Origin of the sequence: Methylocystis sp. JAN1, from assembly GCF_052186135.1 — a bacterium.
Taxonomy (GTDB): Bacteria; Pseudomonadota; Alphaproteobacteria; order Rhizobiales; family Beijerinckiaceae; genus Methylocystis.
In genome coordinates, this window is sequence record NZ_CP181499.1 from 346,063 (window position 1) to 368,119 (window position 22,057).

Sequence of the window (22,057 nt, forward strand, 5' to 3'; positions counted from 1 at the left end):
GGGGACATGAAATCCCAAGCGACCCCGCATTTCCACAACGAGCTGGGCGTCCCGCGCATAATTGTCGGCGTGAAGGAGTTCATGTGCATCGGCGCCTGGCCGCCCAACGATCATCCGCATGTCTTCCTGGACATGGGGGCGGCGACGCAAATCATCTGTCCTTATTGCGGCACGGCGTATTCTTTCGACCCGCGTCTCGGGGAGCGCTGCGATCCGCCGCAATGCGCCTATCCTGCGGAGCCGCCGAGCGATCCTGACGACGTAACCGCTGTGTCGCAGGGCGGCCGCGAGACGCTCAGCGAAGATTACGTTCGAGGCGCTGTGGTCGCGGCGTTCAAGGCGGGCGAGGAACTCGAACATGCGCTCGATTGCCTGAAAATCCGCGGCTTCGACGCCGTGCGCACCTATTCGCCCGGCGATCGCGACGACAGGAGCGCGTCTTCGCCGTTGCCTGCTATCACGCTGATCGGGGGCGCGATCGGCTTTCTCGGCGGGTTTGCTATGGAAGCTTACGCCAATACGGTCTCCTACCCCCTCAATGTCGGAGGACGTCCGGACTTTTCCTGGGCGTCTTTTGTTCCGATCGCCCTCGAGATCGGCATGCTCGCCGCAGTTTTGACGGCGATTTTCGGCTATTGCTTCGCCGCGCCTCTCTTTTCCTATTTCGAACCAATCGACGAGACGGCCGCTGGCCGCGGAGCGGCGCACGATGGCTGGATTATCGCCGTCGACACGCATACCGCCAACGAAATGCGCGAGGTTGAGCGCCTCTTGAACGAGCTTGGCGCGCAGCCGGTTGAGGAGATATTCCCGTGAGACGCGCGCTCGTGGTTATGGTTCTCCTTGCCGGCTGCGACGACATGAGCGTGCAGCCGAAGCAGAAGAACTATTCGCCCTTTGTCGGTCCCGCCGAGACGCCCGCGGGCGTCGCCGGCTTTCGAGAAGCCGCGCCGTCGGCTCCGCCAGTGACGCTGGCGCTACTTGAGCGCGGACAGGAGCGCTACCGCATCTTCTGCACGCCCTGCCATTCCGAACTCGGCGACGGTCACGGCATGGTCGTTCGCCGCGGCTTTCCTTCGCCGCCGAGCTATCACAGCGCCGCGTTGCGCGAGCAGCCGCCGCTCTATTTTTATAACGTCATCACCAATGGCCAGGGCGACATGTATTCCTTCGCGTCGCGGGCGCCGCCAAACGACCGCTGGGCGATCGTCGCCTACATCAAGGCGTTGCAACGCAGCCAAAACGCGACGCCCGACGACCTCGCGGCGGCGGGTGACGGAGTCAGGCCATGAATCGGCCGGGCGCCTCGCTCCTCGGGGTCATTGGGGTCGGCGTCGCCGCTGCGGCGGCATGGCGCGGTTCGGACGCCTTTCCTCATGCGTGGCTTGCAGCGCTCACAGCTTGGATCTCATGGCCGCTCGGCTCTATGGGCCTGTTGCTGATCCACTGCCTCACCGGCGGCGGCTGGGGCTTTTCTATACGTTCGCAGCTTATCGTCGGCATCCGAACATTGCCCTTGCTCGCGCCCTTCCTTGTGCCGCTGCTGCTCGCGGCGAAGGAACTTTATCCCTGGCTCAGACCGCAGGCCGCGGCGCTCGACAATGCCTTTTATCTGAACGGTCCCACAGCCGCAGCGCGCGTCGCGCTCTATCTGGTGATCTGGTTCGCGTTGGCGCGCGCCGTTTTGCGCGCCCTGCGCACGCCCTCGCCCGAGCGGGCGCTGGAAAGAATCGCGCCGGCAGGCTTGATCCTGCTCGCGCTTTCGCTGACCTTCGCTTCGATCGACGCCATTCTTTCGTTGGACCCGCGCTTTGCTTCCAGCGTTTTCGGGATGATGGTGATCGCCGAAATGGCGCTAACCGCTCTTTCAGTCGCCATCCTCCTCGCCGCCCTTGTCGAACCGCCCGATGGCGAGATCCTCCGTCAGCTTGGTCGACTGCTCCTCGCGCTGACGATCCTTTGGGCCTATCTCGATTTCGTGCAATTGCTCATAGTATGGCAATCCAACCTGCCCAGCGAGGCGTCGTGGTACAACTTGCGCTGGCGTGGCTTCTGGGGCGGCGTCGCTCTCGCGATCGCCGGCATCCATTTCGCCTTACCGTTCCTTGTTCTTCTTTCACCAGGAGCTCAGCGTTCACGCGGCGCTATGATTCTCCTTTGCGGATTGCTCATCTTCAGCGCCGTGCTTCGAAGCCTGTGGCTGGTCGCGCCACCCTTCAGCGCCAGTTTGGGTTGGGTCGAAGGCGGCGTCATGCTTGGCGTGTTGGCGATAGCTGCGGCCGCGGCCGCTTATCTAGCGCCTCCGACGGGAGCGGCAAAATATGTCCAAAATCGGCCTTGAACCCGCACGGCATGAAGCCAGCGACGTTTCGGCCCGTTTTGTTTGGGCCGGCGCGGCGACAGCGACGCTCGCCGTGATGTTCTTCGCCGCGCTTGTGCTATGGCTATTCCCGGGATCGCTCCTCGACCGCACGCTGCATCTGCCGATTTCACCCTATCCGGCGCCGGCGCTGCAAACCGATCCCGCGGCGGATATGGCGCGCCTTTACAACGAAGAGATGGCGCAGCTGAACAGCACGGGCTGGATCGATCAAAGCGCCGGGCGCGCGCATATCCCGATCACCCAAGCGATGCGCCTCGTCGCCAAAGAAGGGATTCGCGGCTGGCCGCGCCCGCCAGAAGAGGCCCCGCTTGCGCAACCCCCGGCGGAAAAAGCGCCGAGCGGCGGAGTCGCGGCGAGCAAGTCGCAGGAGAAATTAAATGAAGCGCATCGTCGTAATCACGGCGCTCGTCGTCCTGGCGCAGGCCGCCGCTGCGCAGCCGGCGCCCGATATTGCAGGCGTCGTCTTTGAGCAAAGATTGGGTTCACGGCTACCGGGACAACAGGAGTTCCGGGATGAAGCGGGACACAAACTTCGCTTGTCGGATCTTCTCAACGGCGCGCCGCTCGCATTGGTGCTTGGCTATTATCACTGTCCCAAACTATGCGACGTTTTGCGCGCCAGCCTCATCCAGGCGCTCGCGCGGTCCGGCATGGTCCCGGGTCGGGATTATGTCTTCGTCGCCATCAGCATCGATCCGGCTGACACGGATGCAACCGCATCACAGGCGAAGGCGCGCGATCTTGAAAACGCCGCGGCTCCCGAGCTTGCGGCTCACGCGCATTATCTGACAGGCGGACGCGACGCGATCAAAAGCGTCGCCGACGCAGTCGGGTTCGCCAGCCGGCCGGCGGACGAAGCGCGGACGATCGCGCATCCTGTCGGTGCGGTGTTCGTCTCGCCGACGGGCGTCGTATCGAGCTATCTCCTGGGCGTGGGCTTCAGGCCGACCGAGACGCAACTCGCGGCGTCGCGCGCGGCGTCAGGCGAAATTTTGCCGCCTGCTTCACCGATCCTGCTTCTCTGTTTCGATTTCGACGCATCGACGGGTCGATACTCGATCGCCATCGTCAAGATGCTTCGTCTACTTTCAATCGCGACCAGCGTCGTCATCGGTTTCGCGCTTCTATACGCCTTTCGTCGGGAAGGATCTGACGCGTGAATTTCACCCTTCCTCAGGCGACAGTCGACGCGAGGGAAGTCGATGCGCTGATTTTGGCGCTCACGGCGGCGTCGTTGACCATTCTCGCCCTCGTCTTCGGGCTTATGGCCCGCTACATCGTGAAATATCGCGCCGGCAGTCCGACCGATCGGGGCAAGCCTCCGCAGAAAACCTGGCGCCTGGAAATCTCGTGGACCATTGCAACCCTGGCCGCGTTCTTCGGCCTCTTCATCTGGGGCGCCGATCTCTACGTGCGTCTCTTTCAGCCGCCGGCCAACGCGCTGCAGATCTACGTCGTCGGCAAGCAGTGGATGTGGAAAGTCGAACACCCTGACGGGCAACGCGAGATCAACGCGTTGCATATTCCCATCCGGCAGCCGGTTCAGCTCGTCATGACGTCGGAGGACGTCATCCATGATTTTTCGATTCCAGCCTTTCGCATCAAGCACGACGTTCTGCCGGGACGCTACGAAACCTTATGGTTCACGGCCGAAAAAGCGGGCGTTTACCACCTCTTCTGCACCCAGCTCTGCGGCGAAGGTCACGCGAGCATGATCGGTGAAATTGTCGTCATGGAGCCAGAAGAATACGAGCGCTGGCTCGGAGGCGGCGCTAAGGGCGAGACGTTCGCCGAAGCAGGCGCCGCCGTCTTTCAGCGTCATGGCTGCGCCGGCTGCCACGGCGACCAGGGCGCGGGCGGGATCGGGCCGGCCCTCGCGGGACTCTACGGCTCCGAAGTGAAGCTCACCGACGGCGCAATCGTGAAAGCCGACGAGACATATCTCAGAGACTGCATCGTGATTCCTCGAAAGCGACGCGTCGTCGGCTATCCGGCGATCATGCCATCGTTTGCGGAGCAGATCGACGAAGAGCATCTCCTGAAACTCATTGCCTATATCAAATCGCTGAAACGAAAGGCGCCGCCGTGATCGCCGAAACCGCCGCACCCCGGGAATCCTATTTAAACGACGGAGCAACGTTGAGGAGCTGGCTCTTCACGACAGATCACAAGCGCATCAGCCTCCTTTATCTCGGAACGATCACCTTCTTCTTCTTTATCGGCGGCTTCGCAGCCGCGCTCATACGATACAATCTGATTTTGCCGAAGGGTGTGCTCGATTCGCCCGAGACCTATAACAGGCTATTCTCCCTGCACGGCGTGGTGATGGTCTGGTTCTTCCTCGTGCCGGCCGTCCCCGTCACTTTAGGGAATTTTCTCGTTCCTCTGATGCTTGGCGCGCGCGATCTCGCCTTTCCGCGCCTTAATCTGCTGAGCTGGTATCTCTTCGTTCTCGCCGGGCTCGTGGCGCTTTATGCGCTTGTCGCCGGCGGCGTCGACACCGGATGGACGTTCTATACGCCGCTGAGCTCGTTCTACTCAAACGGTCATGTCGTGGCGGCGGTCGTCGCCATTTTCATCTCTGGTTTCTCGTCGATCGCTACCGGCCTGAATTTTATCGTTTCCATTCACAAGCTTCGCGCGCCCGGGATGACCTTTTACCGCATGCCTGTGTTCCTCTGGTCGCTCTACGCGACGAGCGTCATTCTCGTGCTCGCAACCCCCGTTTTGGCTATGACGCTTCTCCTGTTGGCGTTCGAGCGCATCTTCCGCATCGGCGTCTTCGATCCCGCGATCGGCGGCGATCCGCTACTGTTCCAGCACCTCTTCTGGTTCTATTCCCATCCGGCGGTCTATGTGATGATCCTGCCGGGCTTCGGCGTCATCAGCGAGATCATTCCCGCTTTCTCAAGCAAGGAATTATTCGGCTACAAATTCGTGGTCTGGGCGAGCGTCGCGATCGCGGTCATCAGTTTCCTGGTCTGGGGCCACCATATGTTCGTCGCGGGGACGTCGCTCTATTCGGCGCTCGTTTTCTCGATTCTGAGCTATATGGTGGCCGTTCCGTCGGCGATTAAAGTCTTCAACTGGATCGGCACGATGCATAAGGGCTGGATCCGCTTCGACGCCCCGATGCTTTACGCCATCGGATTCATTGGTCTCTTTACGATCGGTGGATTGACGGGGCTTTTCGTCGCGGCGCTGGCGGCCGATGTGCATCTCACGCAAACGTACTTCGTCGTCGCGCATTTCCACTATGTGATGGTCGGCGGCATGGTGTCGGCCTTTTTTGCCGGATTGCATTTCTGGTGGCCGAAGATCACCGGCCGGCTCTATCCGGAAATCTGGGGTCGCGTAGCCGCGCTTATCATCTTCATCGGCTTTAACCTCACCTTTGCCCCGCAATTTTTGCTCGGCTATCTCGGCATGCCGCGGCGCTATCATTCCTACGCCGCGGAATTTCAGGTGCTCAATGTGTTGTCCTCCGCTGGCGCGACGATCCTCGCGGTCGGATATCTTCTCCCGCTCGCCTATCTCGGCTGGTCGCTATTTTATGGACGGCATGCGGCCGCGAATCCCTGGAGAGCGACAGGACTTGAATGGACGACGCCGTCGCCGCCGCGGACGGAAAATTTCTCGACGACGCCAATCGTCACCGAGCCGCCTTATCAATATCCCTGCACAGAGGGCGTTCGAAATGAGTGACGCCGTCCATACCTTCCAGTTTTCGAGCGCAAGGCACCAGATGGAGACCGCTTTCGCCGGCATGTGGCTGTTTCTCGCCAGCGAAGCGCTTTTTTTCGGACCTTTGTTCCTTGCCTGGATTTATGCGCGTCATTGGAACGCGGCGGGATTCGACGCCGGCGCGCAACAAACCTCTTTGACCATAGGCGTCGTCAACACGGCGATTCTGCTTTCGAGCAGTTACCTCTACAGCGTCGGCCTCGCCTTTCTTGGGAAGGGCCAGGTGCGGGCCATGATGCTATGCCTCGCATTCGCCTGGCTCCTGGGCGCGAGCTTCATCCTTCTTAAATTCGGCGTCGAGTGGCGCGAGGATTTTCGGAGATCGTTATTTCCGGGCGCGGCCTTCTCAATTGATGGACCTCTTAGAGACGGCGCGCAGCTCTTTTTTGTCTTCTATTTCGTCAGCACGGCGATACATGGGCTGCATCTTCTCGTCGGTCTCGGCCTCGTGGCCTGGATCCTCGCCCGAGCCCGGCATTTTTCCGCTTCGGCGCATGCGCCTGCGACGATCGTGGGGTTGTACTGGGGTTTCGTCGACATGGTCTGGGTCATTCTTTTCCCGCTCATCTATCTCATCGGGCGGTGACCATGGGCGATCGGCTTCGACAGCTCACCCTCGCCTATGGCGCGCTGCTCCTGCTGCTTGCATTCGAGATATGGATAAGCTCTCAGCCGTTCGATCGCGCATTCCGGCCTCTCATACTGGCCCCTGCGGCGCTGATGTGCGGCGTGATCGCTCTCGTTTTCATGGAGCTGGGCCGAGGGCGGGAGCTTGCGCGCCTCTTCGCTGTCGCGGCGCTACTATGGCTGGCGATCCTGCTTGGCCTCGGCGGGCTCGATCCGCTCACGCGGGCCGATCACGACCTGAATCGGCGCCAGGAAAAACCTGGGTGGACCGCTCCATAAAGACGGTGTTCCATTCCATTGCTTGGACACGGCAAAGTTTGTTCGCCGCTCAAAAGCCTGTCGTATGAATCGCACCCGTCGACACGGGCGGTCGCGGCGGCGGCCGTGGCGCTGCTCTGCGGAATTGACATTGGCCGGCATGACATGCAGCGCCGGCAAATGGCGGCTTCGAGCCGCGCTTTCGCTTTGCCCCCGTTTATCTCCCGGCAAAATCCCCGCTCGTTCTCGAAATCTCCACCACCTCCCCCGTGATCTGCTCCTGTCGCGCCCGCCGGTGGCGCGCCGTCAGCTCGTCAAGCGTCTTTCGCACATTGCTCCGAGCGGACGTCATCGCCTGCATGCGCGCGGCGTTCTCGGATGCAAAAGACAGCAGCGTCGCCTCGCAAAGCTCCGCGAACACATATTCCTCGGCGAGCAGCGAGAGGAGCAATGGCGGGGCGAGATTGAGAATCGGCGGGCTGCCGCGTTCCGCAATTGGAAACCGCGCGAGATCGAGCGGGATCAGCGATCGCGTCACAACGCCAAAATTGGCCGGCGAGAATGGGGTCGCATGGATGACCGTGACCTGCGTCGTCTGGTTTCTGGCGACCTGGTCGTAAAGCGCGTCCGCGATCCGTTCGGCGACTGACGGCGCGTCGACCGCATGCGCGGCCATGGGAGTCGACCAGGCGACCGCCAGGCCGCGCTCGATCGCGCTGGCCTCGCCTCTCTGCCCGACGACATAAAGGGCGGCGTCGGCCCCGAGGCCGGTCGCCGCGCTCAGCACGCGTTCGTCGAACGGCCCCGCAAAACCCTGCTCCGAACAGAACGCCAAAACGATCCGCTTCGTCGGCGCGCGGCGGGCCGCCGGTTCATCCGGGGAGAGGGCGAGGGCGATCCGGATTGTTTCGCCCACAGCGCCGGCATAGGCGCGCGCGCCGTCAAGGCTACGCTGGGCCTCCCGGCTGCGCGCCGCGGCGACGCCGCGCATGGCGGTGAAAACGGTTTCGAGCTGGCGCGTCGCCGCGATGCGCTTGCGAAGGGCGCTCAGCTCGTCGCCGCTCATGTCGGCGCGCTCGATTTCGCCGCGCGGATCTCGGAGGCGAGGGCCTCCACGACGCGGATGAGCGCGTTTTGCTGCGTTTCGTCGAGCGCCCTGCCGAAACGACAAGCCTGAATCGCTTCGGGCGCGTCTCGATCCACACGATCTGGAACTTGATGGCGCAGTTGCGCGATCGCCGAGGAATCCAGAGTGTCGAGCGCTCCGGCGTCGAGCGCAAGGAGAAGCGCGACCTGGTCCGCCTGTCGCAGCAGCGCGAATCTTTCCTGCGTTAGCAAGGCGCGAATTCTCTGGCCGCGCGTGATTTCATTCTGCACGAGGCGGATCGAAACGCCGCCGAAACGACTGAACATTTCGAGTTCGAGGAACTGCGAATATTGCAGCCGCAGCCGCGCGGAAGCCTGTTTCAGCGCCGCTGGCTGCGCCTTGCCCCCAACGCGGCTCACGCTCAGCCCGACATCGACCGCCGGGCGCTGGTTTGCGGCGAAGAGACGGGAATCGAGAACGATCTGGCCGTCGGTGATGGAAATGAGATTGGTGGGAATATAGGCGGAGAGATTGCCCGCCTCGGTTTCCGCGATCGGCAGGGCGGTGATCGAGCCGCCGCCCTTCGCTTGCGACAGCTTCGCGGCGCGTTCGAGCAGACGAGCGTGCAAATAGAAGATGTCGCCCGGATAGGCCTCCCGCCCCGGCGGCTCTCGCGTCAGCAAGGCGAGCTCCCGATGGGTAGCCGCATGTTTCGTAAGATCATCGACAACGACAAGCGCGTGACCGCCACGGTCGCGAAAATATTCCGCCATTGCGAAGCCCGCGAATGGCGCGATCCATTGCAGCCCCGGCGCGCTGGATGCAGCCGCCACCACGAAGATCGTGCGCTCCGGCGCACCGCGCGCACGCACCGCCTCGATCACGCGCTCGACCGCCGTCGAGCGTTGCCCGATCGCGACATAGACGCAGATCACATCCGTCTGCCTCTGGTTGAGAATCGCGTCGACGGCGATCGCCGTTTTGCCCGTCGCGCGATCGCCCAATATCAGCTCGCGCTGGCCGCGGCCGATGGAAAACATCGAGTCGATAACGAGGAGCCCCGTCTCCAGCGGCTCCGTGACGAGATCACGATCGATGATGCTCGGCGCGTCCCGCTCTATCGGCTGATAGCCTTCAACGAGGAGCGCCCCCGCATTGTCGAGCGGTCGCCCCAACGGGTCGATGACGCGCCCGAGCAGGCCGGGACCGACGGGCGCGAGCGCCGTCTTGCCGAGGCCCTCGACCGCGGCGCCGGCCTCGATGGCGCCCACATCGTCGAGCAACACCGCGCCGACGCTGTCGACGTCGAGCGCCGTGACAAAACCGAGGCTTCCATTCTCGAAACGAAGCAGCTCATTGAGCCGCGCTTGCGGCAGGCCCGAAATGAAGGCGACGCCGTCGGCGAAGCTTTCGACGCGGCCGACGCGCCGCACGCTCGGGCCGAGCGTCAGCCGTGAGAGGCGGTCGCGGCTCCGTTCGAGCCAGTCGGTCCAGTGACCGAGACCGGCGGAAATGTCCTCCCGGCTAGCCTCGGTCATGATCGTCGAGCGATGCGGCGATGTCGGCAAGGTCCGCGCGCAGGCTGTTTCGGATCGTCGTATGGCGATTTTCGAGCTCCAGCCCGGCGATGAGAGCAGGGTTGATTTCAACCGAGAATTCGAGCGGCCGCCCGAAGCTGATCTCGAGCGCCCGGCGACAATCGGCATGCTCCTGAGGCGTCAAGGCTCTCGGAGTCTTGAGCCGCACGCCGCCATCCTCTTCGAAGTCCAGTTTGGAGTTTTCCGGCAACGCGGCGGCCGCGTCGGCGAGACCGGCGATGAACCCGGATACGAGGCTCGATTGAGGAAACCGTTCCATCAGGCGCTTCGCGATGTCGAGGGCGAGCGCGCTTGCATGTTTTGTCTGCATGTCGCGCGCAAGCTCGAGCTGACGCGTCATCTCGCCGCGCGCCTCGTCGCGCATGCGATCGACATCGCTGCGCGCAGCGGCGAGCAAGGCCTCCCTTTGCGCCTCCGCTTCCTCCGCCGCCGCCGCCAGAGCGGCGGACCGGCGTTCGGCGGCGGCGGCGAGGGCGGCTTTCTCTTCCTCGCGCATTGAAAGCGCGGCGGCCTTCGCCTGCCCGGCTTCCTCGATCATTTGCGCCGCCGCCGCCTTGCGCGCCGCGATGACGTTGGCGATCGGCCTGAAGAAAAAATAGGCCAACAGCCAAATCAGTACGATCGCATTGACGGTTTGGAGCGACAGCGTCCACCAATCCATACGCATGCGAGCCACAGCCTATTTCACAAAGGGATTAGCGAAAAGCAGCAGCAAGGCGACCACGAGGCAGTAGATCGCCATTGTCTCGATCATTGCGAGGCCGACAAAAAGCGTTCGGGACAGGACGCCGGCCGCCTCGGGTTGGCGCGCGATCGCGTCCATCGCGGCGGCGACCGCCTTGCCTTCAGCCAAAGCGGGTCCGATCGCTCCGAACGAAACGGCGATCGCCGCCGCCAGAACGCTGAAATTTTCAATCTGATCCATTAGGCGCTCCGTCGAAAGGCTGCGCGGCGCCATTCTCAGGCGCGATCGCGGCCGCGGTAAAGATCATTGCGAGAATGGCGAAGATATAGGCTTGCACAGCTCCCGTTAGCAGATCGAGCGCCATCAGCGGAATCGGCACGAGAAGGCCGGCGAGCGACAGGACGATACCGACGACGAAGACGCCGCTCATCACATTGCCGAACAAGCGCACGATCAGGGAAAAGGTGCGGGTGACCTGCTCGACGAGATTGAGGGGAACCATGAAAAGGCTCGGCTCCGCGAAAGTCTTCAGATACCCCCGGACCCCTTGCGTCCGCAGACCATGGTACACGGTCGCCGCAAAAACGACGAGAGCGAGGGCGGCGTCCGTTTCGAGCCGGGCGGTGGGCGGCTCGACGCCCGGCAACAACGCCGACCAGTTCGCGAGAAGGATGAATAGAAAAATCGTTCCGAACAAGCTGCGATAGGGGGCGGGATCGACGCGCATCGTGTCGCGTATCTGCGAATCCAGCGCATCGACGATCAGCTCGAGAAAGGCCTGAACGTTTCCGGGACGCAAAGTCAGCCGGCGCGTCGCCAGCGCGCTTCCGACCACGAGGAGCGCCATCAACGCCCATGTCGTCGCCACGGGCCTGGAAATCACAACCGGGCCGAGGCGAAACGCTGTTTGGAGTTCCAGCGGCGAAGCGATCACGACGGCCTTCCCAGGCGCCGCACGAGAATGCGCCGCGCCGCCAGAAGCCCCGCCGCGCCAGCAAGAAGGGCGAGCGCGCCGACGCGGACCAGGATGAACAGGGTGAGAACCAGCGCGGTGACCCTGGCCGCCAGCAAGAGCAACGCGCGCGCCGTCGCGCCGCGATCGATCAGCAGGACATTCCACCACAGGGCCGTGAAGTAGCCATAGCCCACAATCGCGCCAACCAAGCCTCCCCCGCAGAGTTGGAGCGCAAGCGAGGAAAGCGGAGCGGAGGCGGTCATTGGCGGGACATCCATTTCCAGGCGAGCCATAATCCGAGCGCCGCGCCCGCCATGACGAGCGGCGCCGAAAAGAAAACGCCGGAATGCATGGTCCTGTCCAGCCAGCGGCCAGCGAAGAGCCCGGCCAGGGCGGGAAGGACGATCGTCCAACCGAGGACGCCGATTTGCCCCAGCCGCTTTCCAAGCGACGGCTCGGGGTCATGGCGAAGCTCGCGCTCCCGCGCTGCGGCCTTGCGCGCCGCCTCCGAAAGCCGCTCGGTCGAGCGAGACGCGGGCCGCCCGGTCACTGCCCTTCTCCCTGGCCGTCGCCGATAATGGAGTCGGACAGCCCGGCTGGCCGCAAATAGCGCACAAGCTGGCGCACCGCGTAAGCATGAAGCCGGGTCTGCTCGACGCGGGCGCGGCTTTCGGCGCCGGCCTGAACGGCGGCGGCGGCGCGTATATCGGCCTCCAGCTTCTCCAGCTCGTCGCCGAGAACGCCGTGCCGGCAGGCGACGCTCACCTGGAGCCCGTCCTTGACGGACATCACCCCGCCGCGCACCGCGCAATATCGCTCTTTCTCGCCGACCCGCCACCGCAGAACGGAGGCGGAGAGCGCTGTGACAAAGTTTGCGTGGCCCGGCAAAATTCCAAAGGCGCCGCTTGCGTCTTCGCCGCGCACCGACGCCGCTTCCGGTTCGTCGACGAGAAGCCTTGTCGGCGTCGAGATGACCAGACGGAGCCGCGAGGTCACGGAGGCGCTCCATTTGCGGGCGTTTCCGCGCGGCGACGCGCTGAAAGCATTTTCTCGCGCGCTTCGTCGATCGGGCCGACCATATAGAACGAGTTTTCCGGCCAGTCGTCGCAGTCGCCCTGGAGAATGTTCTTGCAGCCCGCGATCGTCTCGGCGACGGCGACCGAACGGCCGGCCATACCGGTGAAATTCTCGGTCACGACAAAGGGCTGGGTAAGGAATCGCTGCAGCCGCCGCGCGCGCCCGACGAGACGGCGATCTTCCAGACTCAATTCATCCACGCCAAGAAGCGCGATGACGTCCTGAAGCTCCCGATAATGTTCGATGACGCGGCGCGTTTCCGTTGCGACCTGCGCGTGCTTCTCGCCAACGACGAGGGGATCGAGCAATACGGACGACGATTGAATTGGATCGATCGCCGGATACATGCCTTCGGCCGCCATCTGTCGGGACAGAACCACCATGCTGTCGACATGAGACGCGATCGCGGTCACCGCGGGGTCTGTGAAATCGTCCGCGGGGACATAGACCGCCTCGATCGCCGTGACGGCCGCGTCGCCCACGGAGGCGATGCGTTCCTGCAGATCGGCGACTTCGCTTGCGAGGGTCGGCTGGTAGCCGACGCGCGACGGCATTCGGCCCAGCAGCCCCGAAACCTCCGCGCCCGCCTGGACGAAGCGGAAGACGTTGTCCATCAAAAGAAGGACGTTCTGGCGCCGCTCGTCGCGAAAGAACTCGGCGATGGTCAGGGCCGTCAACGGAGCCCGCCATCTCGCGCCGGGCGGCTCGTTCATCTGGCCGTAGACGAGAACGCTGCGGTCAAGAACGCCGTAGCGCCGCATGTCGAGCAGCATTTCATGACCCTCGCGCGAGCGCTCCCCGACGCCGGCGAAAACCGATATTCCCCTGTAGCGGGCGATCATGGCGTTGATCAGCTCCATGACGAGCACGGTCTTGCCGACGCCGGCGCCGCCGAACATCGCGGCCTTGCCGCCGTGAGCCAGCGGGGTCAGGAGATCGATCGCCTTGACGCCCGTGGCAAATATCTCCGTGCCCGGGCTTTTCTGGGCGAGAGGCGGCGGCGGGCGGTGGATGGACCGTCGCGGCGCGTCCGCCGGAAGCGGCGGTCCGTCGTCCGCAATGCTCCCCGTGACGTCGACCAGACGGCCAAGCACGGCTTCTCCGACAGGCGTTTCAACGGGGCCGCCCGTCGCGATCACCTTTTGTCCGCGCCTCAATCCGATGGTCGAGCGCAGCGCGATCGCGCGTATGTTGGTTTGATCGACATGCGCTTGCACCTCGGCGAGTATTTTGTCGCCGGCGTCGCGCTCGATCAACAGGGCTTCATTGATGGTGGGCAGCGCCTGCGGCGGAAACGCGACCTCGACAATCGCGCCGCGAACCGCCACGACGACGCCGGGCGGCGCGGACGCATCCGGCTTTATCCGGGCAATTGGCTCACTTCCCACCCTATCCAAAAGCGTTCCCTCGCGGTTCAAGGGGCCGAGTTGTGAAACGCCAAGATTTTCATATCTACATGCAAGACGACGCCACGCTCGCGACTCAAAGGACGGCCATGTTCGCGAGCGACATTATGACCCATGACGTGGTCTCCGTTAAGGGGATGCGACCGTGCGCGACGTCGCAACGCTGCTGATCGACGGATCGATCGGCGCCGTTCCGGTTGACGAATGGCGGACGCGGAGCGCGGCGACGCGCCCAGTTGATAGCCGCCGCCGGCGCGGGCAAGCTCACGGGACGCGCGCGCAATTTCGCCGTCGACGGGCGCGGCGCCCTTGAGGCGTATTTCAATCGGCGGAAACTTCGACAATAACGGCGTGGCGCAACCGTTCTAATACGGCCTTGCGGCGACGGCGTGCGGCGATCGACATAATGGGCGAAGTGACGGCAAGCTGTCTGCCGGACGGGAAGACGCCTGAAGCGGACGCGGGAGAAAGTATGAATTACAGGACCACATGCTTTTTCACGCTGATCGGGGCGCTCTCGACCGCCGCATTCGCCGCGGAGGCGCCCAATTGCCGCAACGGCGTCTTCGTCGAAGAAGGCGTAACTTACGGCCTCGCGAAGGTCGCGGGCGCGGACAAGGCCTTCCTCATCGAGGACGCCTTCTATTGCGACAAGGACAAGCGGAAGGGCGTCTGTCCCGTCTGCCCGGGCGAAGACGCGGCCTGCCGAAGCAAGAGCTACGTTCTTCCGGGCGATCTCGTGATCACGGCGCGATCTTTCGGCGGCTATCGCTGCATTCTCTATCGCAACGGGAAGAACGCCGCAGGCTCCGCCGGCTATCTGCCGCAAGACCGCCTTGAGGCGCTGCCGCTCATAGAGACGACGCGCAAGGACTGGATCGGAGAATGGCGGATGGGCGATGACTTCATCTTGCTCAAGGCCAAGGGCGACAAGCTCTCCGCGAGCGGCGAGGCCTATTGGCCTTCGGCCAATCCCTCGCCCAGGGAGGTTCCGGGCGGTCCGCATACTGGCGAGATGTCGGGCGAGGCGGCGCCGAAAGGCGATCAGGCGGTTTTCGTCGACGCGGAAGACGAATGCCATGTGAGCCTGACGCTGCTGCCGCCTTTCCTGCTCGCGCGCGACAATAATCGCTGCGGCGGCATGAATGTGCGCTTCGACGGCGTCTATATGCGCGCCGGGAAGGCGAAAAGGCCGTAGCGTTAGCGGATGGCGCCGACTGCGACTCGCCCGCCCGTCCCAAAGCGGGAAGCGCGATACGGGAGGCGCACAAACCGGGTCCGAATCGCAACCGCTTGATTCGCGCCGCGCGCTCGTGAAAAAAGCGTTATCGGATAAAGCGGGGGAAACTGGATGAGCGACGCGACGGCGACGGCGAAGATCCTATGGCGCGGCGCGCGCATGAAATGCCCGCGCTGCGGCGAGGGGCGCATCTTCAAGAGCTATCTCGCGCGAGAGGACGCCTGCCCGCATTGCGGCGAGAGCTTCGAGGGCCTCGACGCCGATGACGGGCCGGCCTGGCTCACCATCGGCCTCGTCGCGCATATCGTCGTGCCGCTGCTTATTTTCCTCGAGCGCGGCGAGCTCATGCCCTATTGGCGGGAGGCGGGCGTTCTGATCGCCGTCACGATCGCCTCCGCGCTCATCTTCCTGCCGATCTCCAAGGGCTTTTTCATAGCCGCCCTTTGGCTCATCAACAGAAAGCCTGAGGCGACGTCGCTGCGAGAAGCGGAGCGACAAAGCAATGCGGACCGCCAGTGACGCTCCGAGTCGCCGCACCTTCGCGCTGACGAAGGCCTACGCCGTCGCTTCGAGCTTCGCGGCGGTCGCCGGCGCGGCTGGCGGGAAAGAGAGTTTCGGCTCCCAATAGCTGCCGCGGTCGAACATGTAGCGCGCCTGGGCGTATTGAAAGAGGATGCGCGCGACGATGGTCATGGTCTCGGGCTTGCGCACGGCGGCGCCCCAGACCTTGTTCCACATGCGCCCTTCCGCCGTCCCATATCTGGTGATGCGCTGCATCGCCGCCTGCACGGCCTGCTTCTCGATCTCGCGCAGCGCATCCTGGTCCATGGGCCCGGGCGCCGGTCCGTTGCGATAGCGCCCGAACGTGTCGATGAGATGCAGCATGCGCTCCTGGAAGGCCGCAGGCGCATAAAGCGCGTTGCAGAGATTCTGCATGCCGCGATGCAGCTCCTCCATGCTCATCGTCCTACATTGAATGTTGGAGCTCCAGGGCACGGCCTGCGTCTCGACGCCGCCCGTGAGAAGACGCCCCTCCTTCTGGATGCGGTCGTAGAGCGGCGTCGCCTCGGAGGCCATCAGCGCGCCGAGGCTGAAGATCGGAATCGGCGTCTGCATGGCGAAGTCATATTGCTGCGCGAAGACGCCAGGCCCGTCATGATCGAAGCCGACGATCATGCCGCCCATGACGGACATGCCGCGATCGACGAGCTTCTGGATTTCGTCGACGAGGCTGATTTTGAGATTCTGGCGTTTGCCGGTTTCGCGCAGGCTTTCAATGTTCGGCGTCTCTATGCCGACGAAGACCTGCGTGAGGCCCGCGGCGACGCACATGTCGAGCAACTCGTCGTCGCGCGTGGCGTCGATCGAGATTTGAGTGACGAACTCCATCGGCCTGCCGCGCCGCCATTCGGCGATCGCCGCGAGCAATTCCTTGCAATGGGCGCGATAGGCCGTGAAATTGTCGTCGGCGAGGAAGGTCGTGCGATAGCCCGCCTTCCACAGCGCGTCGATCTCGTCGATGACATTGCCGATGGGTTTATGCCGTTGCTTGCGCCCGAGATATTGGATGACGTCGCAGAATTCGCATTCGAAGGGGCAGCCGCGCGACGTCTGCACCGCGCCGAGCATGGCGCGGCCGTTATTGTAGAGATCCCAGCGCGGGCGCGGCGAATGCGCGAGCGACGGCTTGTCGCCGAAATAGCCGTCCTTCAATTCGCGGGCGCCGAGATCGGCGAAGAAATCCCCGGCAATCTCTTCAATCTCGCCGCACACAAGCGTGTCGCAATGCTCGCGCAGCCGCGCGGGCGAAAGGCTCGCATAGGGGCCGCCGATGACGACGGTCTTGCCGCGGCGGCGAAATTCATCGGCGACGGCGACCATGCGCAGGCGCTGGCTGACCTTGCCGGTGATGAGGATGAAGTCGGAAGCGTCGTCGAAATCGACTGGCTGGATCGCTTCGTCGCAAAGCCTGATGTCGAAACCGGGCGGCGCGAAGGCGGCGACGGTTGCGCTCGCGAGATCGGCCATCATCACGCCGCCGGGAAAGCCAGAGGCGCCAAGAACTTCGCCGCCGAAATAGGTAGGAAAATCGCCCGCCGGGTTGATGATGTACAGCGACGTCATAGCGAAGCCCAAGCAAATGAAATTACATTACTATTTCATCAGCCGACGCGCGTCGCAAGCTGTGTCGTCGCCGAGAAGGGCGCAAAAGCGTTCTCCGCGACATTCGCAAAGGGCGGCCCTGATTTCATTGCAGACGCGCCGGGCGCCGAAGCTTGGCGCGTGAAGAACGCGCTCCTGCTCAGCTCTTTTTGAAAGGCTTCACGTCTGTCAGCGCCCATTCCGCGGTCTTCTCGCGGCAGGCGGCGCCCTGCAGACGCTCGGTCGCGTCGCTGGCCGAAACGTCGGCGAGGAAGGCGCGACAGATTTTGCCGTCGAGCGGATAGGCCTGGCCGACGGGCGTGAAGGAGCCCTTGGCGCCCGATTGCGGATTGTCCCAATTGACGCTCGCGCCGCTGCCCTGCGGATCGAGCGCCGTGCTCATCGCCGCGGTGGCGCGCCGGATGTCTTCCGTATCGAGACGGCGCGACAGCTTGAGAGGCGGCTTGGCGATGGAGCCTGTCATGTCTTCGGGCGCGCCCTGCCACATTGCCGAGTTATTCGAGGAAGACACGGGAATCGCGACGGAGCAGCCCGAGAGCGCGCAGACGGCGACGAATGACGCAAGGATGGCGGCCGGCGGGAATTGAGCGGAGAGGCCGGCTTCTATATGTCTGTTACGCAAGAACTGCAAAGCGCCACCTTCAAACGCGCTGCGCCCGCGACGGGCGCTCGGGAGAGGATTTTCGCGTGAACGCGTTAACGTCGAGTGACTTCGTCGAAGCGGCGGAACCCTTCGCCCTTTTCGGCCAGTGGTTTGAAGAAGCGAAGGCCCGGGAGCTCAACGACCCCGAGGCGATGGCCGTCGCGACCGCCGACGCGGACGGCCTGCCCGACGCGCGCATGGTTTTGATGAAGGAATGGAGTCCGGACGGCTTCGTCTTCTACACCAACGCCGAAAGCGCCAAGGGCCGGCAACTTGCCGAAAACCCCAAGGCGGCGGCGCTGTTTCACTGGAAGTCTTTGCGCCGGCAGGTGCGCCTGCGCGGCCCCGTCGAGCTGGTGAGCGACGCCGAATCGGACGCCTATTACAACAGCCGTCCGCGCGATTCGCGCATCGGCGCGTGGGCGAGCCGGCAGTCGCGGCCGCTCGAAAGCCGCTTCGCGCTTGAAAAAGCCGTTGCGAGCTACGCGGCGAAATACGCCGTCGGCGACATCCCTCGTCCGACCTACTGGCGCGGCTTCCGCATCAGGCCGGTCGCCATGGAGTTCTGGCAGGATCGCCCCTTCCGCCTGCACGACCGTGTGCGCTTCTCCCGCGAGGCGCCGGGAGCGGCTTGGCGCAAGGAGCGGCTCTACCCATGAGACGCGGCGGCGCGGCGGCGCTCCTTTCGGCCTGTCTGCTCGCCGCTCCCGCGGAAGCTCAGGGCATTTTCGATCTCTTCGGCCCCGACCGCCCCGCTGCCTCCGGCGCGCCGCGCCCGGCGCGCGACATTCCCCGCGTCGAGAAGAAGAAGCCAGCGGCGAAAAAGAAGCGTGACGCGGCGAAGAGCCAGCCGGCGGCCGCAAAATCCGACGCGAAACCCGACGCCAGGTCCGGCGCCGAGACGCCGCCCCCTCCCTATGAGGGGCAGCTCGTGCGGCTTTCGGAAGTGATGGGCGCGCTCGTCTTTCTGCGCGACCTCTGCGGAGAAAAGGACGTCGAGGACTGGCGCGAGAAAATGTCGGCGCTGCTCGACGCGGAAGCGCCGAACGGCCCCCGGCGCGACAGATATGTCGCCGCCTTCAATCGCGGATTTCGCGGCTACGAGCTCACCTATCGCGTCTGCACCGCCAACGCGAAGGCCGCGACCGCCCGCTATCTTGACGAGGCGGCGAGAATTTCGCGCGACGTCGCCTACCGCTTCGGCAGTCCTTAAAAATCTTTTCAATTGTGAATTAACCTTTTGGAAAGACGCGTGTCGCCTCCCGCGGCAGGCTTGGCTAAAGTGACCCCATGACGCAACTGACCTTTGCCTCCTTTGACGAGACCGGCGGCGAGCAACACCGCGCCGCGCTCGCCTATGTGACCGAAGCCTTCGCTGAAGCGATCCTCGCCGGGATCGAGAGCGAATCCTTCGCACAGGCGGCCCTGTCGGCGGCGTTGCGCGAACTGGTCGCGACCTATGGCGAGGAGAGCGTCGCGTCCTTCGCCCAGTCCCTGCCGGACCGCATTCGCGCGGGAGAGTTCACCTTCGCCCTGCGGCACTGACGCGCCCAAGGCCAGGCTCTCGGCAAAAGGCGACTGACTTTTGCGTCCAAATCGGGCAAAAGAGCCTCGCGTATCGGCGCGGCGGGCGATTTTTGCGCAGGCCCGCGCGCAAATCGGCGGCCCGCATGGCGGCGCCCCAGACGAGAAATGACCCGCACCATCCTCTGTCTCGCCCGCCACGGCGAGACGAATTGGAACATTGAAAGGCGTTTCCAGGGCCAGTTCGACATCGCGCTCAACGCCCGCGGCCGCGCCCAGGCGGAGGCCCTCGCACGCGAATTGGCCGGCGCGCATTTCGACCGCGTCTATTCGAGCGATCTGCGCCGCGCCATGACCACGGCCGCGCCCATCGCCGAGGCCCAGGGCCTGCCGGTGCTCGCCACGCAGCGGCTGCGCGAGAAGGACGACGGCGCCTGGCAGGGCCACACCCATGCGGAGGTGCAGGTCAAATACGCCGAAGACTACCCCCATTATCTCTCCCGCGCGCCGGACTTCGCCGCGCCCGAGGGCGAGACCCTCCAGGAATTCGCCGGCCGCGTCCGCTCGGTCCTCACCGACATCGCCAGGGAAAGCGTCGGCCTCACCGTCCTCGTCGTCGCCCATGCCGGGGTGCTCGACATCGCCTGGCGCATGGCGACCGGCAAGGAGCTCGGCGAGAAGCGCGAGCATCCCGTGCTCAACGCCACGCCCAACTGGATCGCCTATGAGGACGGGCGCTGGTCGCTCGTGAACTGGGCGCGGCCCGAGGGGCGGCCGGAGATCGCCGCGCCATGGGACGGGCTGACCCTGCCACGGCGGGAAGCCGCCCGCGCCCTGATCGTCAACCGGAAGGGCGAGGCGCTGCTGATGCAATATGCCGGCGGGCTCTCGCCGCACTTTCTGGCGCTCGGCCATCATCACTTCTGGGCGACGCCGGGCGGCGCGCTGAAGGAGGGCGAGAGCCTCGAAGAAGCGCTGCGCCGCGAAGTCCGCGAAGAGACCGGGCTGATCCTCGACGGGGATCCCGGCCCGGTCGTCGCCACGCGTGAATTCCCCATGGAGCTCGGCGACGATTGGCAACAGGCCGTCGAACGCTATTTCCTCATCAGAACGGAAGAGTTCGCGCCATCGCCCGAAAACCTCACGCCCGAGGAGAAGATCCATACGCTCGGCTGGCGATGGTGGTCGGCGGACGGCATCGCCGCCTCGGACGAACTGATCTTCCCGGAAGGGCTGGAGGCCCTGCTGCGCAAGGTGAATTCTTAAAGGTCGCGTCATCCTGCCGGCGCGTCCGGCCGGGAGGCATTGATTGGCGTCGACCGCCCCCTCGATCCGCTCTCCGAGCGCCGAGCTCCGCCGCTCGGTCGTCGTCCCCGACGGCGGCAGGCTCTTCAGGCGGCTCTTCGTCTTCCTCGGTCCGGGATATCTCGTCGCGACCGGCTATATGGACCCCGGCAATTGGGCCACGGCGCTGGCCGGCGGCTCGAAATTCGGGACGGCGCTGCTCTTCGTCGCGGTGCTGTCGAGCCTCATGGCCATCGTCCTGCAATCGCTCTCGGCGCGGCTCGGCGTCGGCGCCGGCCTCGACCTCGCCCAGGCCTGCCGGGCGCATGCGCCTTACCCGGTGGCGGTCGGGCTGTGGCTCCTCGCGGAGGCCGGAATCTTCGCGACCGACCTCGCCGAGGTCATCGGCACGGCGGTCGGCCTGCAGCTCCTTTTCGGTCTGCCGCTTGCGCTCGGCATCGTCGTCACCGCGTTGGACGCTTTCCTCGTTCTCGCGATGGAGCGCTTGGGCTTCCGCAAGATCGAGCTTTTCGTCGTCGCAATGCTCGGGCTGATCGGCGTCTGCTTCGCGGCGCAGCTCGCCATGGCGCGGCCCGATCTGGCGGAGGTCGCGCGCGGCCTCGCGCCGACGCGGCGCTTCGTCTCGGACCCCGACATGCTCTATCTCGGCCTCGGCATTCTCGGCGCGACGGTGATGCCGCATAATCTCTTCCTGCATTCCTTCGTCGTGCAGACGCGAGCCGTCGCCGCCTCGACGGAGAAGAAGCGGGAGGCCGTGCGCTTCGCCGTGATCGACAGCGCGCTGGCGCTGTTTTTCGCGCTGCTCGTCAACGGCGCCATTCTTGTTCTGGCTGCGGCGGCGTTTCACGCCCATGGCTACACGCAGGTCGCGGAGCTCGGCGACGCGCACCGCCTTATCGCGCCGCTGCTCGGAGAACCCCTGGCGGCGACGCTTTTCGCGGTCGCGCTCATCGCCTGCGGGCTCAACTCCACCGTGACGGCGACGCTCGCCGGCCAGATCGTGATGGAGGGTTTCATCCGCCTGCGCCTTTCCCCGGCCGTTCGGCGGCTTGTCACCCGCGCCATCGCCATCGCGCCGGCGATCGCCGTGACGCTCTACGCCGGCGAAAGCGCGACGGCGCGGCTTCTCGTGCTGAGCCAGGTGGTGCTGAGCCTGACGCTTCCCTTCGCTGTCCTCCCGCTCGTCCTCTTCACCGCGCGGCGCGACATTATGGGCGCGCTCGTCGCCCCGCGCCGCACGACCGCCCTTGCGGCCGCCATCGCCGCCCTGATCGTCGCCCTCAACGGCAAATTGCTCTGGGACGCGCTCGTCGTCTGACCTGCAGGAACAAGCCGCGGGCTTGCGCGTTGAGGGGAAACCTC

27 protein-coding genes are annotated in these 22,057 nt (G+C 64.4%); 16 read left to right on the plus strand and 11 right to left on the minus strand.

Annotated elements, in window-relative coordinates; translation table 11 throughout:
- The first annotated feature begins 6 nt into the window (after nt 1-6).
- The 9 genes from ACNHKD_RS01610 to ACNHKD_RS01650 are packed head-to-tail and all read left to right on the plus strand — an operon-like array spanning nt 7 to nt 7,033.
- Nucleotides 7-816, plus strand: coding sequence for a quinol:electron acceptor oxidoreductase subunit ActD (locus ACNHKD_RS01610; RefSeq protein ID WP_442755388.1), 810 nt, complete (start codon nt 7-9; stop codon nt 814-816).
- Nucleotides 813-1,292, plus strand: coding sequence for a c-type cytochrome (locus ACNHKD_RS01615; protein ID WP_442755389.1), 480 nt, complete (start codon nt 813-815; stop codon nt 1,290-1,292). The genes ACNHKD_RS01610 and ACNHKD_RS01615 overlap by 4 nt, the downstream gene beginning before the upstream one ends.
- Complete coding sequence (locus ACNHKD_RS01620) at nt 1,289-2,341, plus strand: hypothetical protein (protein ID WP_442755390.1); 1,053 nt, start codon at nt 1,289-1,291, stop codon at nt 2,339-2,341. Before ACNHKD_RS01615 ends, ACNHKD_RS01620 begins: the two co-directional genes overlap by 4 nt.
- The gene (locus ACNHKD_RS01625; RefSeq protein WP_442755391.1) at nt 2,322-2,852 is read left to right on the plus strand and encodes a hypothetical protein; all 531 of its coding nucleotides are present in this window, start codon (nt 2,322-2,324) and stop codon (nt 2,850-2,852) included. Before ACNHKD_RS01620 ends, ACNHKD_RS01625 begins: the two co-directional genes overlap by 20 nt.
- On the plus strand, nt 2,761-3,543 hold the full coding sequence (locus tag ACNHKD_RS01630) for an SCO family protein (RefSeq protein ID WP_442755392.1): 783 nt from the start codon (nt 2,761-2,763) through the stop codon (nt 3,541-3,543). Before ACNHKD_RS01625 ends, ACNHKD_RS01630 begins: the two co-directional genes overlap by 92 nt.
- The gene (gene coxB / locus ACNHKD_RS01635; protein ID WP_442755393.1) at nt 3,540-4,472 is read left to right on the plus strand and encodes a cytochrome c oxidase subunit II; all 933 of its coding nucleotides are present in this window, start codon (nt 3,540-3,542) and stop codon (nt 4,470-4,472) included. The genes ACNHKD_RS01630 and coxB overlap by 4 nt, the downstream gene beginning before the upstream one ends.
- Nucleotides 4,445-6,088, plus strand: a complete 1,644-nt coding sequence (locus tag ACNHKD_RS01640) for a cytochrome c oxidase subunit I (protein ID WP_442756809.1) — start codon at nt 4,445-4,447, stop codon at nt 6,086-6,088. Before coxB ends, ACNHKD_RS01640 begins: the two co-directional genes overlap by 28 nt.
- On the plus strand, nt 6,081-6,713 hold the full coding sequence (locus ACNHKD_RS01645) for a cytochrome c oxidase subunit 3 (protein ID WP_442755394.1): 633 nt from the start codon (nt 6,081-6,083) through the stop codon (nt 6,711-6,713). The genes ACNHKD_RS01640 and ACNHKD_RS01645 overlap by 8 nt, the downstream gene beginning before the upstream one ends.
- A gap of 2 nt (nt 6,714-6,715) precedes the next feature.
- On the plus strand, nt 6,716-7,033 hold the full coding sequence (locus ACNHKD_RS01650; RefSeq protein ID WP_442755395.1) for a hypothetical protein: 318 nt from the start codon (nt 6,716-6,718) through the stop codon (nt 7,031-7,033).
- 196 nt (nt 7,034-7,229) lie between these two features.
- Here the strand turns inward: ACNHKD_RS01650 and ACNHKD_RS01655 are convergent, their stop codons facing one another.
- Genes ACNHKD_RS01655 through atpD form a run of 9 tightly spaced genes read right to left on the minus strand, consistent with a single transcriptional unit; the run spans nt 7,230 to nt 13,742 of the window.
- Entirely contained in the window at nt 7,230-8,078 is an 849-nt protein-coding gene (locus ACNHKD_RS01655) for a F0F1 ATP synthase subunit gamma (protein ID WP_442755396.1), read from the minus strand.
- The gene (locus ACNHKD_RS01660; RefSeq protein WP_442755397.1) at nt 8,075-9,637 is read right to left on the minus strand and encodes a F0F1 ATP synthase subunit alpha; all 1,563 of its coding nucleotides are present in this window, start codon (nt 9,635-9,637) and stop codon (nt 8,075-8,077) included. Before ACNHKD_RS01660 ends, ACNHKD_RS01655 begins: the two co-directional genes overlap by 4 nt.
- Complete coding sequence (locus ACNHKD_RS01665) at nt 9,624-10,364, minus strand: F0F1 ATP synthase subunit B family protein (RefSeq protein WP_442755398.1); 741 nt, start codon at nt 10,362-10,364, stop codon at nt 9,624-9,626. The genes ACNHKD_RS01660 and ACNHKD_RS01665 overlap by 14 nt, the downstream gene beginning before the upstream one ends.
- A gap of 12 nt (nt 10,365-10,376) precedes the next feature.
- The gene (locus tag ACNHKD_RS01670) at nt 10,377-10,622 is read right to left on the minus strand and encodes a F0F1 ATP synthase subunit C (protein ID WP_442755399.1); all 246 of its coding nucleotides are present in this window, start codon (nt 10,620-10,622) and stop codon (nt 10,377-10,379) included.
- Nucleotides 10,609-11,313 carry a F0F1 ATP synthase subunit A gene (locus ACNHKD_RS01675; protein ID WP_442756810.1) on the minus strand — a complete coding sequence of 235 codons (705 nt, stop codon included), beginning with the start codon at nt 11,311-11,313 and terminating at the stop codon, nt 10,609-10,611. The genes ACNHKD_RS01670 and ACNHKD_RS01675 overlap by 14 nt, the downstream gene beginning before the upstream one ends.
- Entirely contained in the window at nt 11,313-11,600 is a 288-nt protein-coding gene (locus tag ACNHKD_RS01680; protein WP_442755400.1) for an N-ATPase subunit AtpR, read from the minus strand. Before ACNHKD_RS01680 ends, ACNHKD_RS01675 begins: the two co-directional genes overlap by 1 nt.
- Nucleotides 11,597-11,887 (minus strand): AtpZ/AtpI family protein, encoded by a 291-nt coding sequence (locus ACNHKD_RS01685; RefSeq protein ID WP_442755401.1) that lies wholly within the window; start codon nt 11,885-11,887, stop codon nt 11,597-11,599. The genes ACNHKD_RS01680 and ACNHKD_RS01685 overlap by 4 nt, the downstream gene beginning before the upstream one ends.
- A complete protein-coding gene (locus tag ACNHKD_RS01690) occupies nt 11,884-12,333 on the minus strand; it encodes a F0F1 ATP synthase subunit epsilon (RefSeq protein ID WP_442755402.1) in 450 nt (149 codons plus the stop codon). The genes ACNHKD_RS01685 and ACNHKD_RS01690 overlap by 4 nt, the downstream gene beginning before the upstream one ends.
- The gene (gene atpD, locus ACNHKD_RS01695) at nt 12,330-13,742 is read right to left on the minus strand and encodes a F0F1 ATP synthase subunit beta (RefSeq protein ID WP_442755403.1); all 1,413 of its coding nucleotides are present in this window, start codon (nt 13,740-13,742) and stop codon (nt 12,330-12,332) included. The genes ACNHKD_RS01690 and atpD overlap by 4 nt, the downstream gene beginning before the upstream one ends.
- Before the next feature lie 550 nt (nt 13,743-14,292).
- Here atpD and ACNHKD_RS01700 point away from each other — a divergent pair.
- Nucleotides 14,293-15,018 (plus strand): hypothetical protein, encoded by a 726-nt coding sequence (locus tag ACNHKD_RS01700; protein WP_442755404.1) that lies wholly within the window; start codon nt 14,293-14,295, stop codon nt 15,016-15,018.
- A gap of 153 nt (nt 15,019-15,171) precedes the next feature.
- Nucleotides 15,172-15,579 (plus strand): DUF983 domain-containing protein, encoded by a 408-nt coding sequence (locus ACNHKD_RS01705; RefSeq protein ID WP_442755405.1) that lies wholly within the window; start codon nt 15,172-15,174, stop codon nt 15,577-15,579.
- Between the two features lie 36 nt (nt 15,580-15,615).
- On the opposite strand, the gene ACNHKD_RS01710 is transcribed toward ACNHKD_RS01705, so the two are convergent.
- Nucleotides 15,616-17,184 carry a radical SAM protein gene (locus ACNHKD_RS01710; protein ID WP_442755406.1) on the minus strand — a complete coding sequence of 523 codons (1,569 nt, stop codon included), beginning with the start codon at nt 17,182-17,184 and terminating at the stop codon, nt 15,616-15,618.
- A gap of 178 nt (nt 17,185-17,362) precedes the next feature.
- Nucleotides 17,363-17,845 carry an RT0821/Lpp0805 family surface protein gene (locus tag ACNHKD_RS01715; protein ID WP_442755407.1) on the minus strand — a complete coding sequence of 161 codons (483 nt, stop codon included), beginning with the start codon at nt 17,843-17,845 and terminating at the stop codon, nt 17,363-17,365.
- Nucleotides 17,846-17,910: 65 nt separating this feature from the next.
- On the opposite strand from ACNHKD_RS01715, the gene pdxH reads away from it, so the two are divergent.
- The 5 genes from pdxH to ACNHKD_RS01740 all read left to right on the plus strand — a co-directional run bounded on the left by pdxH (nt 17,911) and on the right by ACNHKD_RS01740 (nt 22,013).
- Entirely contained in the window at nt 17,911-18,525 is a 615-nt protein-coding gene (gene pdxH, locus ACNHKD_RS01720; protein ID WP_442755408.1) for a pyridoxamine 5'-phosphate oxidase, read from the plus strand.
- Nucleotides 18,522-19,079 carry a TIGR02301 family protein gene (locus ACNHKD_RS01725; protein WP_442755409.1) on the plus strand — a complete coding sequence of 186 codons (558 nt, stop codon included), beginning with the start codon at nt 18,522-18,524 and terminating at the stop codon, nt 19,077-19,079. The genes pdxH and ACNHKD_RS01725 overlap by 4 nt, the downstream gene beginning before the upstream one ends.
- Nucleotides 19,080-19,156: 77 nt before the next feature.
- Nucleotides 19,157-19,411: a hypothetical protein gene (locus tag ACNHKD_RS01730; RefSeq protein WP_442755410.1), complete on the plus strand. Its 255-nt coding sequence runs from the start codon at nt 19,157-19,159 to the stop codon at nt 19,409-19,411.
- Nucleotides 19,412-19,558: 147 nt separating this feature from the next.
- Nucleotides 19,559-20,656 carry a histidine phosphatase family protein gene (locus ACNHKD_RS01735; RefSeq protein ID WP_442755411.1) on the plus strand — a complete coding sequence of 366 codons (1,098 nt, stop codon included), beginning with the start codon at nt 19,559-19,561 and terminating at the stop codon, nt 20,654-20,656.
- 43 nt (nt 20,657-20,699) lie between these two features.
- Nucleotides 20,700-22,013 carry an Nramp family divalent metal transporter gene (locus ACNHKD_RS01740; protein WP_442755412.1) on the plus strand — a complete coding sequence of 438 codons (1,314 nt, stop codon included), beginning with the start codon at nt 20,700-20,702 and terminating at the stop codon, nt 22,011-22,013.
- Nucleotides 22,014-22,057: the final 44 nt, after the last annotated feature.

Coding starts and splice junctions, on each gene's coding strand:
- ACNHKD_RS01725 (WP_442755409.1), top strand. CDS start 18,522: ATGAGACGCGGCGGCGCGGCGGCGCTCCTTTCGGCCTGTCTGCTCGCC.
- ACNHKD_RS01620 (WP_442755390.1), top strand. CDS start 1,289: ATGAATCGGCCGGGCGCCTCGCTCCTCGGGGTCATTGGGGTCGGCGTC.
- ACNHKD_RS01730 (WP_442755410.1), top strand. CDS start 19,157: ATGACGCAACTGACCTTTGCCTCCTTTGACGAGACCGGCGGCGAGCAA.
- ACNHKD_RS01610 (WP_442755388.1), top strand. CDS start 7: ATGAAATCCCAAGCGACCCCGCATTTCCACAACGAGCTGGGCGTCCCG.
- ACNHKD_RS01625 (WP_442755391.1), top strand. CDS start 2,322: ATGTCCAAAATCGGCCTTGAACCCGCACGGCATGAAGCCAGCGACGTT.
- ACNHKD_RS01665 (WP_442755398.1), bottom strand. CDS start 10,364: ATGCGTATGGATTGGTGGACGCTGTCGCTCCAAACCGTCAATGCGATC.
- ACNHKD_RS01735 (WP_442755411.1), top strand. CDS start 19,559: ATGACCCGCACCATCCTCTGTCTCGCCCGCCACGGCGAGACGAATTGG.
- ACNHKD_RS01705 (WP_442755405.1), top strand. CDS start 15,172: ATGAGCGACGCGACGGCGACGGCGAAGATCCTATGGCGCGGCGCGCGC.
- ACNHKD_RS01710 (WP_442755406.1), bottom strand. CDS start 17,184: ATGACGTCGCTGTACATCATCAACCCGGCGGGCGATTTTCCTACCTAT.
- ACNHKD_RS01680 (WP_442755400.1), bottom strand. CDS start 11,600: ATGACCGCCTCCGCTCCGCTTTCCTCGCTTGCGCTCCAACTCTGCGGG.
- ACNHKD_RS01630 (WP_442755392.1), top strand. CDS start 2,761: ATGAAGCGCATCGTCGTAATCACGGCGCTCGTCGTCCTGGCGCAGGCC.
- ACNHKD_RS01670 (WP_442755399.1), bottom strand. CDS start 10,622: ATGGATCAGATTGAAAATTTCAGCGTTCTGGCGGCGGCGATCGCCGTT.
- ACNHKD_RS01700 (WP_442755404.1), top strand. CDS start 14,293: ATGAATTACAGGACCACATGCTTTTTCACGCTGATCGGGGCGCTCTCG.
- ACNHKD_RS01650 (WP_442755395.1), top strand. CDS start 6,716: ATGGGCGATCGGCTTCGACAGCTCACCCTCGCCTATGGCGCGCTGCTC.
- ACNHKD_RS01655 (WP_442755396.1), bottom strand. CDS start 8,078: ATGAGCGGCGACGAGCTGAGCGCCCTTCGCAAGCGCATCGCGGCGACG.
- ACNHKD_RS01660 (WP_442755397.1), bottom strand. CDS start 9,637: ATGACCGAGGCTAGCCGGGAGGACATTTCCGCCGGTCTCGGTCACTGG.
- ACNHKD_RS01645 (WP_442755394.1), top strand. CDS start 6,081: ATGAGTGACGCCGTCCATACCTTCCAGTTTTCGAGCGCAAGGCACCAG.